This is a genomic window from Sorangium sp. So ce117, assembly GCF_051524395.1.
Lineage (GTDB): Bacteria > Myxococcota_A > Polyangia > Polyangiales > Polyangiaceae > Sorangium > Sorangium cellulosum_B.
The window spans coordinates 5,566,098-5,581,189 of record NZ_CP150309.1; the positions used below are offsets into that span (position 1 = coordinate 5,566,098).

Genomic DNA, 15,092 nt, shown 5'->3' on the forward strand with positions numbered 1-15,092 from the left:
GCACCGCCGGCCGCTCCAGCTCGACATGAGCGGCGCTGCCGTCGCGCACAGCTGTGCCCACCTCGATGCGGGCCGAGCGCGCCTTCCGCTCAGACGACGGCCTCACGGGCCCGGCGCGAGGAGCTGAAGCAGCCGCACATTTTTGTACATATCCCCGAGCGAGCCTGCCGCCGCATGGCCGGCCTTCGCGAGCAGCTCGAGCTCCTCGGGGCGCACCTCCACCTGCACCGTCAGCCGGCCGGCGCCCGGCTCCACGGCGAGGGTGGCGCGCTTCGCGATCTCGACGAGCGCCGCCCCGGACTCCGGGCCAACGAGCGCCTTCAGCGCATCGACGTTCGTGCGCTTCTCCTCGAGGAGCTTCCGGAGCTCTTCGGCCGCCTCGGCTGACGCGGCGTCGATCGCGACGGTCGCCGAGAGCCCGCCCTTCGTCGAGACGCCGACGGTGACGGCGCGCGGGCCCGTGGAGCCGGTGAGGATCGCGCGGAGGCTCGGCTTGCTCTCGGAAAGGAGGGCGACGCCCAGGAGGGGACGATCCCACCCGATGTGCGCGAGGCGCGACGTCGCCTCGTCCCGGCTCGCCAGCGACGTCCCGGCCTCCTCGGCGTCGATGCTCGCGCGGATGTCCGGCTCGGCGCCATACAGCAGGATCGACCCGTCGCGCACGGCGATCGCGTCCTCGCCGGCGCGGAGCAGGTACTTCACGCCTTTGTACTCTGCCTGGACGTAGCTGTGCGTCGCCAGGCGCTCCGCGAGCTTCTGCTCGTTGAAACGCCCGCGCGCGACCACGAGCGACGGGGCGACGACCAGCTTGTCGACGTCGAACCCGAGATCGATGCCCGTCGCCTTCTTGATGTCGTCACGGGTGCGCTCGATGTGCAGCCGCACCGCGCCCCCCTCCGCGCCGAGCGCCTGCAGGTCGATCTGGTGAGGGTCGACGATCACCACGCCGGGGACGTTGCCTTGGACATATTCGAGCAGCGACTCGTCTCTCGGGAAGGTCGCGGCGCGGAGGTGCGCCACGCCGAAGCCGAGGAGCCCCGTCTGCTGGGCGAGGACGATGATGAGAACGAGGCCGACGAGCACGATGTACTTGGCCTTGCCTCGCTTCTTCGTAGCTCCGGCGACCTGGACCGGCTTCGACGCGCTCTCGGTGCTCATCTGTGCTCGCTGCGCCCTCTCTGGGATGCCGCGCGCCGCCAGGCCCCTGCGGGAACCGCCGCCGCAGAACCGCAAGCGCCGCTCGTGGACCCGGGGCGCGCTGCGGCAGAGCATAACCGGAAGCGAGACGCCGGCCAGGCCTTCCGCCGGGGCCGCCGGCCGGATAGAACCGACGCGACGTGCCTCGATCCTCGTCCTCCGATGGCGGCGGCGCGCTCGCACAGCCGAGCGATAGCTCCGTGCTGCCCGCCGCCCTCGGCCGCTACCACGTGCAGCGCCTCCTCGGCGAGGGCGCGATGGGGCGCGTGCTGCTCGCGCACGATCCGCTGCTCGATCGCGACGTCGCGCTGAAGCACCTGCGCGACGACCTGCGCATCCCGCGCGACGTCCGCGAGCAGCTCATCGTGAGGATGCGCCACGAAGCGCGCGCCGCCGCACGGGTGACCCACCCGAACCTCGTCACGCTCCACGACGTCGGCGAGGACCCGGACTTCGGGCTCTACCTCGTCTTCGAGTACGTCGAGGGGCCGACGCTCAAGCAGCACCTCCTCGAGCGGCCCCTCTCGGCGTCCCAGGCGGCGCGCCTCGCATGCGAGCTCGGCGAGGCCCTCACGATCGCGCACCGGGCAGGCATCGTCCACCGCGACATCAAGCCGGAAAACATCATCCTCTCCGCGAACGGCGGCAAGATCGCCGACTTCGGCATCGCGCGGATCCCGGACTCGACGCTGACGCACCAGGGAGGGCTCATGGGGACGCCCGCGTACAGCGCGCCGGAGACGTTCCGCGTCGGGAAGTTCTCGCCCGAGAGCGATCAGTTCTCGCTCGCCGCCGTCATGTACGAGGCGATCTCCGGGAGCCGCGCGTTCCCGGGCGACGACGCTGTCTCGGTCGCCTCGAAGATCGCGAGCGACGAGCCGCCGCCGATCGCGAAGGAGCTCGGCCTCCCGCCGTCGCTCGATCAGGTGCTCGCGCGCGGGCTGTCGAAGCGACCCGAGGACAGGTACCCGAGCTGCGACGAGTTCGGCGCCGCGTTCGCGAACAGCCTCGAGTGGGCCGCCTCCAGCCAGATGCCGAGGCGGATGCTGGACAGCGCCGTCACGGCGACGCCGGCGCTGCCCGCCGAGCCAGCGGCGGTGCGCGCAGATCCGCTCGGCGCCGACTTCCCTCCCCGCGAGCGGAAGGCGGGGCAGATCGCCGTGGGCGCGGCCGTGGTCGTGGCCACGGCCGCGCTGCTCCTCCACACCGCGCTGCGATCTGCAGACGCGCCCGCCGAGGAGCCCGCCGTCGGAGCAGCGCCGATCGCCTCGTCGGCCGCCACGGCGCCCCGACCGCGCCCTGTGCCGTCGACGCGGCCTGCGCGCCCGAAGCACGACCCCGCCGACACCACGGCGCGCGCGACGGTCAGCGCGGAGCCCAGCGCCGCGGAGCCCAGCGCGAGCGCGCCGGGCAGCGCCACGACCTCGCCCGCGCCGACCGCGCTTCCCGAGGACGAGCAAGGGGCGGACGCCGGAACACCGGAGACCGACGACCTCGGCGTGCCAGAGACCACAGAGCCGGGCACGCAGGACGCCGGTGATGCCGATGCTGCTGCGCGTTGAACGGGTGACATCGCGGATGCGTTGTCACGCGGAAAAAACTCCCGTAAAGGAGCCCGAGTAAGCACCGTCGCTGTCCTGCACGGCCGACGTCAAGCGCCTCGCTGGGTCCGTCGCAGGCCCCGGAGAGGCACCCTGGAATCACGCCGATCGCTGCGCTAGCGACTGTCTGAATTGCTGTTCTGCCCCGTGAGATCTCCGCGATGACTACCCTGACAAACGGCGACGATCTCCATCTGTCGCTCTACCGAAAGATGTTTCAGATACGCCGCTTCGAGGAAGAAGCGGCCCGCGCGTACGCGCAGAGCAAGATCGGCGGGTTCCTTCACCTGTACATCGGTCAGGAGCCCATCGCCGTCGGTGCTTCCGCGGCGCTCCGCCCCGACGACTACGTGATGACCACCTACCGCGATCACGGCCTCGCGCTCGCCCGCGGGATGAGCTCGCGCGCCGCGATGGCCGAGCTGTACGGCAAGGTCACCGGGTGCTCGAAGGGGCTCGGCGGCTCGATGCACTTCTTCGACAAAGAGCACAACATGCTCGGCGGCTACGGCATCGTCGGCGGGCACATCCCCATCGCCGTCGGGACCGCGTTCGCGTCGAAGTACCGCGGCGAGGACCGGGTCTCGATGGTGTTCTTCGGCGAGGGCGCGGTGAGCATCGGCGACTTCCACGAAGGGATGTCGCTCGCGGCGCTGTGGAAGCTGCCGATCGTGTTCGTCTGCGAGAACAACGAGTACGCGATGGGGACGCCGCTCTCCCGGACGCTCTCGGTCGAGGACGTCTCGCTGAAGGCGCTCGCCTACGGGATGGAGCGCGATCGCTTCAACTCCGAGCACGTCCTCCAGGTGCGTGATCGCCTCGCCGAGGCCGTCGCGCGGGCGCGCACGCAGTCGGAGCCGACGCTGGTCGAGATCAGGACGTACCGCTTCCGGGGCCACTCGATGAGCGATCCCGGCAAGTACCGGACGAAGGAGGAGCTCGAGGAGCGCAAGAAGAAGGACGTGCTCCTTCGCTCTCGCATCGAGCTCGAGGAGAAGGGCCACAAGGCCGCCATCGAGGCGATCGAGAAAGAGGTAGAAGACGAGATCACCGACGCGATCCGCTTCGCCGAGGAGAGCCCCGAACCCGGGCCCGAGGTGCTCGAGCCCACAACCTATGCAGGACCTTTTGCGCGATGACCGTCCTAAGATTCCGTGAGGCGGTTCGCGCCGCCATGATCGAGGAAATGGAGCGCGACGAGCGGGTGTACCTCGTCGGCGAGGAGGTCGGGCACTACCAGGGCGCCTACAAGGTGACCGAGGGGATGCTCGACAAGTTCGGGAGCAAGCGCGTGATCGACGCGCCCATCACCGAGAGCGGGTTCACGGGCATCTCGATCGGCGCGGCGATGGTCGGGCTCCGGCCGATCGTCGAGTACATGACGTGGAACTTCTCCGCCGTGGCGTTCGACCAGATCCTCAACAACGCGGCGAAGCTCCGGCAGATGTCCGGCGGGCAGCTCACCATCCCGCTCGTGCTGCGGGCGCCGAACGGCTCGGCGAAGCAGGTCGGCTCGCAGCACTCACACTCGATGGAGCACTTCTACGCGCACGTCCCCGGCCTCAAGGTCCTCGCGCCCGCGATGCCGGCGGACGCCAAGGGGCTCCTCAAGTCGGCGATCCGGGACGACAACCCGGTGCTCTTCATGGAGAGCGAGACGCTCTACGGCGTGAAGGGCGAGGTGCCCGACGACCCCGATTTCATCGTGCCGCTCGGGGTCGCCTCGATCGTGCGCGAGGGGACCGACGTCTCGATCATCGCGTGGAGCCGGATGGTGCACGTCGCGCTCGAGGCGGCGGCGGAGCTGGAGAAGGAGGGCATCAGCGCGGAGATCGTGGACCTGCGATCGCTGCGCCCGCTCGACGAGGAGACGATCGTGCAGAGCGTCACGAAGACGCACCGCGCGGTCGTGGCGCATGAAGGCTGGCCGTACGGCGGCGTCGGCGCGGAGATCGCCGATCGCATCCAGCGGCTCGCGTTCGACGAGCTGGACGCGCCCGTGCTGCGCGCGACGACGCTCGACGTCCCGATGCCCTACAACGCGCGGCTGGAGCAGTACGTGATCCCGCAGGCATCGCGGATCATCGAAAATGTTCACCGCGTTCTCTACAAAAGCTGACTGAGCGGACCCACATCCCCGATCAAGGTTGATAGACCCATGGCGAAGGTTCTGGAACTTCCGAAGCTGTCCCCGACCATGGAGGAGGGGCAGATCAGTGCCTGGCACAAGAAGGAAGGCGATGCGATCGACATCGACGATCTGCTCGCAGACGTCGAGACCGACAAGGCGACCATGGAGTACAAGTCCTTCGATCGAGGGACGTTGCTCAAGATCCTCGTGCCTGCGGGCAGCGTGGTTCAGCTCGGCCAGCCTGTCGCGATCATCGGCACCCCGGGCGAGGACGTAAGCGCCCTCGCCGGCGGGAGCGGCGGCGCTGCCGCGGCGAAGCCGAGCGCGGCGGAGGCTCAGTCCAAGGGAGAGCGCCCCGCGCCGCCGGCCGGCGGCGACGCGCCCGTGACGAGCCCGCCGCCCGCGGCGCGCGGTGAGGCGGTCTCGCCGCCCACGCAGCCGGCCGCGCCGCAGCCGTCGTCGAACGGACGCGTGAAGGCGTCGCCCTACGTGCGGAAGCTCGGCCGAGAGCGCGGGCTCGACCTCAGCAGCGTCGCCGGCAGCGGTCCGCGCGGGCGCATCGTCGCGCGCGATCTCGATGAGCTGAAGCCGGCGCCGGCCGCCGGGGCGGCCAAGGCGACCGCCCCCGGCGAGCTCGCTGCGCCGGAGGTGAGGCCGCTCAGCATGATGCGCAAGGCGATCGCCCGGCGCCTCACCGAGTCCAAGCAGACGGTCCCGCACTTCTATCTCTCGATCGACGTCGACGCCGATCCGCTGAACGCGCTTCGCGAGCAGATCAACGCGGATCTCGCGGCGACCGCCACCGAGGGGGAGAAGCCGGCCAAGGTCAGCTTCAACGATCTCCTCGTCAAGGCGTGCGCCATCGCGCTCGTGCGCGTCCCGGAGTGCAACGCGCAGTTCACCCCGGACGCCATCCTCATTCACCAGCGCGTCGACATCTCGGTCGCTGTCGCCGTCCCCGAGGGCCTCGTCACGCCGGTGGTGCGCGACGTCGATCGCAAGCAGGTGCTCGACATCGCGGCCGAGGTGCGCGAGCTCGCCGGGCGAGCCAAGGCGAAGAAGCTGCGGCCCGAGGAGATGGCGAACGGCACGTTCTCGATCTCGAACCTCGGCATGTACGGGATCGACAACTTCGGCGCCGTCATCAACCCGCCCGAGGGAGCGATCCTCGCCGTGGGCCAGGTCCGTCGTGAACCCGTCGTGCGCGGCGAGCAGATCGTGCCGGGCCGCCGCCTGAGCATGACGCTCTCCTGCGATCATCGCGTCGTCGACGGCGCGGTCGGCGCGACCTTCCTCAAGGTCCTGCGCCAGCTCCTGGAGCACCCGACGCAGATCCTGATCGGCTAGCTCAGGTCGCCTCGGCGCTGCTCCCCAGGGCGTCGCCGAGGCGCGCCAGGTTCCGCGAGAAGATCTGCACGGACGGGTGCGACGGCCCGAGCGCCTTCGTGGCGATCGCCACGGCGCGCTCGATCTGCTGCCACGCGCCCGGCAGATCGCCGAGCGCCTGCAAGACGCGCCCGAGGTTGTTCACGATGCTCGCCACGACCGGGTGATCCGGACCGTACGTGGTTTGCGCGATGCCGAGCGCGCGCTCCAGCTGCTCGCGCGCCCCGGGCAGCTCGCCGAGCGCTTGCAGCACGCTGCCGAGGTTGTTGCAGCCGATCGCCACCGCCGGGTGGTCCGGGCCGTAGGTCGCCTCGGCGATCTTCAGCACGCGCGCGAAGTTCGCGCGCGCGCCCTCGAGATCGCCGAGGTCGCGCAGCACGCTGCCGAGGTTGTTGATGTCCCGCGCAACGTCCGGGTGATCCGGCCCGTAGGTGTCCTCGACGATCGCGAGCGCCCGCTCGAAGTCGGCGCGCGCCCCGGCCAGGTCTCCGAGATCGCGCAGCACGCGCCCGCGGTTGTTCAGCGCGAGCGCGAAGCGCGGGTGGTAGAGGCCGTAGCTGTGCTCATCGATCTTGAGCGCCTCTTCGAACTGCTCGCGCGCTCCCTTGAGGTCGCCGAGATCGTGGAGCAGCCGACCGAGGTTCGTGCGCCCGATCGCGACCGTCGGGTGGTCCGGACCGTAGGCGCGGATGTCGATCGCGAGCGCCCGCTCGAGGTGCACGCGCGCGCCCGCGAAGTCGCCGAGGTCGCGGAAGAGGGCGCCCAGGTTGTTGAGCCGTATCGCGACGCTCGGATCGTCGGGGCCGTACGTCGCCTCGTCGATGGCCAGGGCGCGCTCCAGGTGCTTGCGGGCGCCCGGCAGATCCCCCTGATCCATGAGCACGCTGCCGAGGTCGTTCACGTCGCGCGCGACGTCCGGGTGATCGGGGCCGAAGCTCGCGATGTCGATGGCCAGCGCGCGCTCCAGGTGTGCCCGCGCGCCGCCGAGATCGCCGAGGTCGTGGAGGACGCTGCCGAGGCTGCGCAGCACGGCCGCGACCTTCGGATCGTCGTGGCCGAACACGGCCTCGTGGAGCGCGAGCGCCCGCTCCAGGTACCCCTTCGCCTCCGCGAACGCGGCGCGCCCCTGCAGGTAGACGGCGAACCGGGCGAGGAGCCGCCCGCGCACCTCCCGCGCGACGTCGTGCGCTTCGGCCTGGCTCGCCGCGGCGAGCGCGTGCGGCAGCCATCGGGCGCAGAAGGGCCACGTCTCCACCTCGTCGCTGCTCTCCGGGAACGCGTGGTCGACGAGCCGGACCGCCGCCTCGACCCACACCTTCCGGTCCTCGGGCGAGAGGCGATCGCGGACCACCGCCTGGACGAGCCGGTGCACGGAGAGCGCGCCTTCGTGCACGTCGATGAGCGAGTAGCGGCGGAGCGCGGCGACCGCCTCGTCGAGCATCAGCGGATCGCTCAGCGCCTCCGCGAGCGCCGCCGGCAGGTGCGGCGCGGCGTCGGCGAGGCCCTCGCGCGGGATGTCATCGGGCGCCAGGTACGCGCACAGGCTCAAGAGGTCGACCGCGACGGGCGAGAAGCGCTGCGCCTCCTGAAACGCGAGGCCCCAGGTCGTGGCGATCGGCGTCGGGTAGTCCATCGGCATGCCGCGGAGCAGGAGCCCGCGCTGGTGATCACCGAAGGCGGCGTGGTAGGTCGCGATGGACGAGCCCGTCTCCTTGATGGTCGCCGCCGCCTGCACCAGCGCGAGGGGGAGATCCCCGAGCGTCTCGGCGAGCTTCTCCGCGGCGCGCGCGTCGCTCTGCCCGGTCCGATCGAGCAGGAACTTCACCGAGTCGGCGCGATCGAGCGCCGGCACGGTGAGCGGGGTGGCGATGCCGCGGAAGCTCGGGTTGCGCGAGGTGATGAGGATGTGCCCGGTGCGCGGGTGCGGGAGGTACGGGGCGACGTCCTGCGGGTCGTTCACGTTGTCGAAGATGAGGAGCCACCTGTCGTTGCGCGACAGCCACGACCGGGCCGCCTCGATCGCGATCCGCTGGTCGGCCTCGTTCTGCTCTGGCAGGTCGAGGGCCGCGGCGAGGCGCGCGAAGTCCTCGGCCGCCGTGGCCGGCTCCTCGGCGCGGATCCACCAGACGACGCTGTACTGGCTCGCGTACCGGTGCGCGTACTCGGCGACGAGCTGCGTCTTGCCGACGCCGCCGAGGCCGCTGATGGACTGCGTGAGCGCAGCGGGCCCCCCCGTGGTGAGCGTGCTCCGCAGCTCGCTCAGGAGCTGGTCGCGCCCGGTGAAGCCCGGGTTGCGCGGCGGCAGCTTCTTGATGTGAGGCTCCGCGTCGGGCGAGCTCGACGGCCTTCGAGCGGTTGGCCGCTGCGTCGGCGGCTCCGTCTCGCGCACGGCGCTCCGGATCCCCTTCGCGATCTCCGTGAACGCCTCGCTCTGGTTGGGGTAGCTCGTCACGGGCCGCGCGCGGCTCGGCAGCGGCTGCAGCTCGCCGAGCAGCGTCTTCTCCCAGGCGCAGGGCCGCAGGATCACGGGGATGACCCGACACTCGCCGGACTCGTGGCGAGCGATCGCCTCTCGCATCTCCGGAGAGAGCCACGCGTCGGTGGAGAGGAAATCCGCGCTCACGAGCAGCAGCACGACCCGCGCCTCGCGCAGCCTCGCCGCGGTCGCGTCTCGCCGCTCCCTCCCTCCGCCGAGCGCGAAGCCCTGGTAATTCCGGATGACCCCCTGCCGTTTCAGCGCGTCGAGGTGGGTCTCGATCTTGGGCCGCAGGTCCTCGTCCCTCGGTGAGTAGGAGAAGAACACATCGGCGGGGCTCGTCGCCAAGGCAACCATAGTTCCTCTCGCGGGCCTTAAAGTCTCACGACGGACCTGACGCGCAACGAGAATACGCGGTCGGAAAAGACCCAGGAAGAGACGGTAGTTGTCGCTCTCGGCGGATACATGCGGGTCGAACCTCCATCGTCTCGTGAGGGGCTTGCCTTACCCCGACTCCGGCTCCGTCCTACCTTCGCGCTCCTCTTCCGTGCTCGGGGAGATCCGGCCGGAAGCCTGAACGATGCGGCGCGCCGCTTCCATCCATCGCCGCCGATCGTCCCGCCGCAGCTGGTTGCGGACGACGATCTTCACGAGGCGGTGGACGCTGAGCGCGTGCGGCCGCACCTCGATCAGCGAGTGCAGCCGCAGCATCGCGATGGCGTCGTCGAGCGCGAGCGGATCGTATTCGCCGAGCGACCGCCGAGGGATCGCGTCCATCGGCAGGAACGAGCACAAGCTGAGGAGCTCCGCCGCTGCCTGGTGGCTGAACACGGCCGCGAGCGAGCTCTCCCAGGCGGTCGCGACCGTCACCGGGAAGCTGACGGGGCGCTCCAGGAGCGCGGCCGGCCGCTGCCGGAACAGGGCGAGGTACTCCGCGAGCGGGCGTCCGGTCTCCTCGATGTAAGCGCCGGCCTGCGCCAGGGCGAGCGGCAAATCGCCGAGCTCCTCAGCGAGCGCGTCGGCCGACTCCGCGTCGGTCTCGCCCGTGCGCTGGAGCAGGAAGCGCACCGACTCGGCGCGCTCGATGCCGCGGACGTTCACCGTCGTGAGACCGCGCCAGATAGGGTTCTGCGACGTCGTGAGGATGTGGCCGCCGTGGGAGACGCTCGGGATGTAGGGCTCGACCTCGCTCGGGTCGCGCACGCCATCGAAGAGGAGGAGCCAGCGACCGCGGCGCCCGAGCTTGCTGCGCACCACGCCGACCGCGCGAGCGGGATCCAGCTGCTCGTGCTCGGGCAACCTCATCTCCGCGGCGAGCGTGACGAAGGAGGCGTCCATCGTCGCCTGGCTCTGACCGTCGATCAGGAAGACGGTGTCGTAGGCGCCAGCGTTGCGGTACGCGTACTCGATCGCGAGCTTGGTCTTGCCGGTACCGCCGAGCCCGCAGAGCGGCGCCACGCCGCGCCTGGCGAGCGCGGCGCCGATCTCGGCGAGCAGATCGTCGCGCGCGGCCAGGTTCCGACTGGTCGACGCGGGGACGCTCCAGATCTCGGGCGGCGGTGGCACCTCTGAATGGCTCACCGGCTGGGCGCCGGCGCTCGGTGAGCTCAGGAGGGGTTTTGGGTGAGCTGCTCGACCTGCTTTCGGATGCCCTTTGCGATGTCCGTGAACGCCTCGCTCTGGTTGACCCAGCTCGTCACCGGGCGCCCGCCCCGCGGCAAGCTGCCCAGCCTGCCGAAGGGCGCGCCCTCCCAGTCGCAGGCGTCGAGGATGACGGGGATGACGCGCGCCTCACCCCGTTCGTGGCGCTCGATCGCCTTCTGCATCTCGACGTCGTAGCAGAAGTCCGACGCGAGGAAGTCCGCGCTGATGAGCAGGAGGATGACCTTCGCGGTCTCGAGGTGCTCGGCCAGCGCCGTGTCGCGCTCCTCGCCAGCGCCGATCTCGCCGTCGTGCCAGCCGCGGATGACGCCCTTCCGCTTGAGGATGGCGAGGTGCGTCTCGAGCTTGTCGCGCAGCTCGCGGTTGCTCTCCGAGTACGAGAAGAAGACCTCGATCGGGCTCGCCGGAGGCTCGGAGACGCGCTCGCGCCGCGACGCTTCGAGCGCCCCCGTCATCGTGACCGTGTCGTCGTACGCGGCCGAGTCCGGCGGGAGGTCGTACGGCGCGCCGAGCGCCGACGACGAGGGCGGGAGCTCGAGATCGGGGATCGGGGGCGGAAGGATCGAGCGGCCGCGCGACGTGATCGCGCGCGGCCGGGGCGCGCACGTGCGCTCCAGGATCGCGAGCACCCGGTCGTGGCTGCCGTCGGGGGTGTCGTAAGGCAGGAGCAGGAACCCCATGTCCGCGAGCGTCTTGCGGCGGAGCGGCGTCAGGCTCGAGCCCGGGGCGATGACGAAGCGGGGCGGCGGCGAGGCGCCCGAGAGCGCGTGGATGTCCGCCAGCATCTCGTCGAAGTTCCCGTCGGCGCGCCCGAAGCCGATGAAGAGCACGGGGCACCGCGAGAGCACGGTCGTGAGCGACTTGCGCACGTCGGGCGGCGCGATCGACGCGAGGAAGCGCTCGCGCGCGAACACCCAGCTGTGCGGCTCCTTCAGCGTGCCGTGCAGCTTGAGGATGAACCGCCGCCGCCACGCGACCTCGTCGGTGACGCGCCACATGGTGTCCCACTCGAAGCCGAAGGCGCGCTCGAGCAGGTGGTTCAGGTTCGTGGTGAGCACGGCGCGCAGCTTGTCTCGCAGCGCGGCGATCGCGATCGCGATCCGCGGCGGATCGAGCCCCTCGTCGTCGAGCGCATCCTCGACGAACGCGTTGAACTCCGCTGGGCCGAGCGCCTGCTCCGCCGCGCCCAGCGCCTCGCTGTAGCGCTGCGATCGCGCGAGGGACGCGACCTCGGCGATCGCGACCTCGTCGCTGGTCTGCTCGCGCACCCTCTCGACGAGCAGGTCGACGAGCTGACGCCACGTCGGCAGCCCGGCCGCGGCCGAGATGCCTCCCCCCACGAAGAGCACGAGCTCTCCGCTCTCGAGCGCCTCATGCAGCGCTTCGATCACCGCGGCGTCGACCTCCGCGCTCACCGTGTTCGCGTTGTCCATAAGGGTTGACATCGAGCCCCTCGAGTCTATCGCTCCTCGGCGCGCAGCGCACTTTTGCGGCGCGTCGCGCGGCGCGCCGCAAAAGTGCGCCGCGCGGCGCAGGGTCGAACGCTCGACCAGGCGGCCCGCTGTGGTCATGACGTCCGAGACGACTGACCGCCGCATCGAGCGAAGTCGGAAGAGGCGGAAACAGTCCGCGAGGTTGGAGCATGCTACGTCTCCGACATGCGTCCGGCGGCCCTCTTCACGCTGGCCACGGTGGCCTCGCTCGTCGCGTTCTCCCTGGCCGGCGTGGCCGCTCCACCCCCCCGCGCGCGGCGCGCCCCGCGCCTCCCGGCGCGGGCGGAGGCCGCGCTCTCGGCGGCCGCCGCGGGCCAGCCCCCGCGCTCGCCCGCGAGCGTCGTCGCGCTGCGCGCGCCCGGTCCGCCTGCCGTCCTCGTGCGCGCGGGGAGCTTCATGATGGGATCGAGCGAGGTCGAGATCGCGCACGCGGTGACGCTCTGCAAGCTCGAGCCGGCCGGTGAGCTGTGCGTCGACGAGACCGAGGCGAGCTTCGCGAACGAGCTCGTGCCCCACGAGGTGTACCTGTCGGATTTCTGGATCGACCGAACCGAGGTGACCGTCGCGAGCTACCGCCGGTGCGTCTCGGCCGGCGTCTGCGCCGAACCTCCGTATGCCTCCGGCGGGCAGCGGTTCGATCGGCCCGAGGTTCCGGTGGTGCTCGTCTCGTGGAGCGACGCGCAGCGCTACTGCGTCTGGGCCGGCGGTCGCCTGCCGACCGAGGCCGAATGGGAGCGGGCGGCGCGTGGCGTGGCCGGGCGCCGCTACCCCTGGGGCCATGTCTACAACCCATTCCACGCGAACCACGGGAGGCTGTCGTTCGACGAGCTCGACGACGGCGACGGCTTCCTCGAGCTCGCGCCCGTCGGCTCGCTCGTGGCCGGCCGCACGCCCGACGGCATCGACGACCTCGCCGGCAACGTCGAGGAGTGGGTCGCTGACTACTACCATCCCGAGTATCCAAGCGGCAGCGCGAAGAACCCACGGGGGCCCGACATGGGAGAGGAGCGCGTGCTGCGCGGCGGCAGCTACATCCTGGGTCGGCCCTGGCTGCGTGGCGCCGCGCGGGGGCACGACTCGCCGACCAGCCGCCGCGCGTGGCGCGGCTTCCGCTGCGCGCGCGACGCCTGAGCCGCGGCGGGCGACGCTCGATCCGAGGAGCGCTCCGAGGAGCGCGGCGGTTGGCCGCTGCGCTGGCCGAGGCGCGCGGCGGTTGGCCGCCGCGCCGGAAGAGCCCATACTGCGCCCGTGAGGATCGCGCACCTCTCTGACCTGCACCTCCTCTCCCTCGAGGGGGCCATCCCGTTCCGGCTCCTGAACAAGCGTCTGACGGGCTACCTCAACCTCCGCTTCCGGCGCCACGCCATCCACAAGCCGCACGCGGTGCACGCGGCGGCGCGGGAGATACGGCGGCTCGGCGTGGACCACGTCGTCATCACCGGCGATGTCTCGAACCTCGCGCTCGAACGAGAGTTCGTCCTGGTCCGCGACTTCTTGCAGAGCGGTCTCGGTCTTCCGCCCGAGCGGGTGAGCATCGTCCCGGGGAACCACGACGCGTACACGAAGGGCGCGCACCGCTCGCAGCGCTTCTCTCAGTACTTCGCGCCGTACCTGCGCTCCGACCTCGTCCTCGACGCGCCTGGGAAGAGCGACGACGGTGGGGCCACCCGCGATGGCGGAGGCTCGGCGTTCCCCTTCGTGCACCTGCGCGGGCCCGTCGCGATCATCGGCCTCTCGACCGCCTGGCCGCGTCCCCCGCTGGTGGCATCGGGGCGGCTCGGCCCGGTCCAGCTGCGCGCGCTCGAGCGAGCGCTAGAACACCCGGAGGTGCGACGGCGAACGCTGGTCGTGCTTCAGCACCACCCCTTCCATAACCCGGCGAGCCGGGCGAAGACGTTGCTGGAAGGCCTGGGTGATGCCGCGGCAGAGGGGCGGCTGCTGCGGCAGGTGCGCCGCGGCTTGCTGCTGCATGGGCACCTGCACCGGCGCATTCACCGCAAGCTGCACACCGAGCGGGGTCACATCGACGCCGTGGGCGCCACCAGCGCTTCGCTCCTTCACGACAGCGACGAACGGATGGCCGGTTTCAATGTCTACGAGATCGACGACGCGGGGACGATCGGGGGCATCACGTCGCACCGCTTCGTCCCAGGTCAAGACGCGTTCCGCGAGGTCCCGGTCCCCGAGCGATGAGCCGGCCGCGCGCTCGGCCGAGCGCCCCACCGGAGCCGCGCGCAATCCATCCGCCGCACGCAGGACCGTCCAGGCGGGCGCGCGGTGTTCGGGGCTCGGCAATGCCGTGACTCGAGCGCAGCGGGGGCGCAGCGCGGGCAGTCCGGTGGGGCTCTGGTCAGGAGGAAAGTCAGGCGGTGGCGCGGATCACGTTGACCGCCTGCAGACCTTTGGGACCTTCTTTGATCTCAAATTCAACGGTCTCGTCCTCGAACAGACGACGGCGCCCCTCCCCGTTGATCTGCGAATAGTGAACGAAGACGTCGGGGCCAGTCTCTTGCTTGATGAAGCCCCAACCCTTCTCGTCGTTGAACCACTTAACCTTGCCAACTGCCATATTTCCTCCACTTCAGAGCTCGTTGATACCCGAGGCGCGCAAGCTGGCAGTCGGGAGGTGACCACGGCTGCGGTCCCTGATTCCGATGCGGGCTTGGCTGCATGCAGCAAACCCCCCTCGTAGACAGATCCAGCTTGCGCAGGGCGGCTGCCCAGCCGCTGGTTGATGTGCATGCGCGGCGACTTCGACGATTCTCCCCGGTCCGAGCGGGCGCCAACGTAAACGGCTCGATGCGCCAAGGTCAAGCAGCGATGATGGTTCGGCGAGCGCTTGCGCGAGGCAGTACCGCTTCACCGGCAGTCTCCGGTTGCAGCACCCGCCGATGAGAATTTCGCGCCGTACAGCGGATCCTGACGGCGAGTACACGATCACGCGCGGTGACGGCGCGCCGTAGGGTGCGAAGCAGAATTCGCGCAGCCGTCAAGATTTGCGCTCTTATCGAAGAACCTTGTCCTTCGGCCCGCGCGGGGCGTCGCGGTCCGTGAGGGCTTCGCCATGTCACGCAACGAGCCTCGCACGTCGGGCAGCGTTCTCCTGGCCTCCGCCGCAATGGCGCGGCGACTCGGGCGCGCTCCTC

11 protein-coding genes are annotated in these 15,092 nt (G+C 70.7%); 6 read left to right on the forward strand and 5 right to left on the reverse strand.

Annotated elements, in window-relative coordinates:
• Window positions 1–102 precede the first annotated feature (102 nt).
• Window positions 103–1,158 carry a hypothetical protein gene (locus WMF46_RS20795; RefSeq protein ID WP_437987186.1) on the reverse strand — a complete coding sequence of 352 codons (1,056 nt, stop codon included), beginning with the start codon at window positions 1,156–1,158 and terminating at the stop codon, window positions 103–105.
• 179 nt (window positions 1,159–1,337) lie between these two features.
• On the opposite strand from WMF46_RS20795, the gene WMF46_RS20800 reads away from it, so the two are divergent.
• The 4 genes from WMF46_RS20800 (at window position 1,338) to WMF46_RS20815 (ending at window position 6,276) form a co-directional block, all read left to right on the forward strand.
• Complete coding sequence (locus WMF46_RS20800) at window positions 1,338–2,759, forward strand: protein kinase domain-containing protein (protein ID WP_437987187.1); 1,422 nt, start codon at window positions 1,338–1,340, stop codon at window positions 2,757–2,759.
• Between the two features lie 200 nt (window positions 2,760–2,959).
• Entirely contained in the window at window positions 2,960–3,937 is a 978-nt protein-coding gene (gene pdhA, locus WMF46_RS20805) for a pyruvate dehydrogenase (acetyl-transferring) E1 component subunit alpha (RefSeq protein ID WP_437987188.1), read from the forward strand.
• Window positions 3,934–4,917, forward strand: coding sequence for a pyruvate dehydrogenase complex E1 component subunit beta (locus tag WMF46_RS20810; protein ID WP_437747272.1), 984 nt, complete (start codon window positions 3,934–3,936; stop codon window positions 4,915–4,917). The genes pdhA and WMF46_RS20810 overlap by 4 nt, the downstream gene beginning before the upstream one ends.
• A 39-nt stretch (window positions 4,918–4,956) precedes the next feature.
• On the forward strand, window positions 4,957–6,276 hold the full coding sequence (locus tag WMF46_RS20815; protein WP_437987189.1) for a pyruvate dehydrogenase complex dihydrolipoamide acetyltransferase: 1,320 nt from the start codon (window positions 4,957–4,959) through the stop codon (window positions 6,274–6,276).
• 1 nt (window position 6,277) lies between these two features.
• Here WMF46_RS20815 and fxsT read toward each other — a convergent pair whose 3' ends face one another.
• The 3 genes from fxsT to WMF46_RS20830 all read right to left on the reverse strand — a co-directional run bounded on the left by fxsT (window position 6,278) and on the right by WMF46_RS20830 (window position 11,898).
• Window positions 6,278–9,148 carry an FxSxx-COOH system tetratricopeptide repeat protein gene (gene fxsT / locus WMF46_RS20820; protein WP_437987190.1) on the reverse strand — a complete coding sequence of 957 codons (2,871 nt, stop codon included), beginning with the start codon at window positions 9,146–9,148 and terminating at the stop codon, window positions 6,278–6,280.
• Window positions 9,149–9,295: 147 nt separating this feature from the next.
• Window positions 9,296–10,372, reverse strand: a complete 1,077-nt coding sequence (locus tag WMF46_RS20825; RefSeq protein ID WP_437987191.1) for an ATP/GTP-binding protein — start codon at window positions 10,370–10,372, stop codon at window positions 9,296–9,298.
• A gap of 26 nt (window positions 10,373–10,398) precedes the next feature.
• Window positions 10,399–11,898, reverse strand: coding sequence for an SIR2 family protein (locus WMF46_RS20830; RefSeq protein ID WP_437987192.1), 1,500 nt, complete (start codon window positions 11,896–11,898; stop codon window positions 10,399–10,401).
• Window positions 11,899–12,111: 213 nt separating this feature from the next.
• Here WMF46_RS20830 and WMF46_RS20835 point away from each other — a divergent pair, with 213 nt between their 5' ends.
• Complete coding sequence (locus WMF46_RS20835) at window positions 12,112–13,077, forward strand: formylglycine-generating enzyme family protein (protein ID WP_437987193.1); 966 nt, start codon at window positions 12,112–12,114, stop codon at window positions 13,075–13,077.
• A 117-nt stretch (window positions 13,078–13,194) separates the two neighbouring features.
• Window positions 13,195–14,139, forward strand: coding sequence for a metallophosphoesterase family protein (locus tag WMF46_RS20840; protein WP_437987194.1), 945 nt, complete (start codon window positions 13,195–13,197; stop codon window positions 14,137–14,139).
• Window positions 14,140–14,308: 169 nt separating this feature from the next.
• Here WMF46_RS20840 and WMF46_RS20845 read toward each other — a convergent pair whose 3' ends face one another.
• Window positions 14,309–14,515, reverse strand: coding sequence for a cold-shock protein (locus tag WMF46_RS20845; protein WP_012236438.1), 207 nt, complete (start codon window positions 14,513–14,515; stop codon window positions 14,309–14,311).
• Window positions 14,516–15,092: the final 577 nt, after the last annotated feature.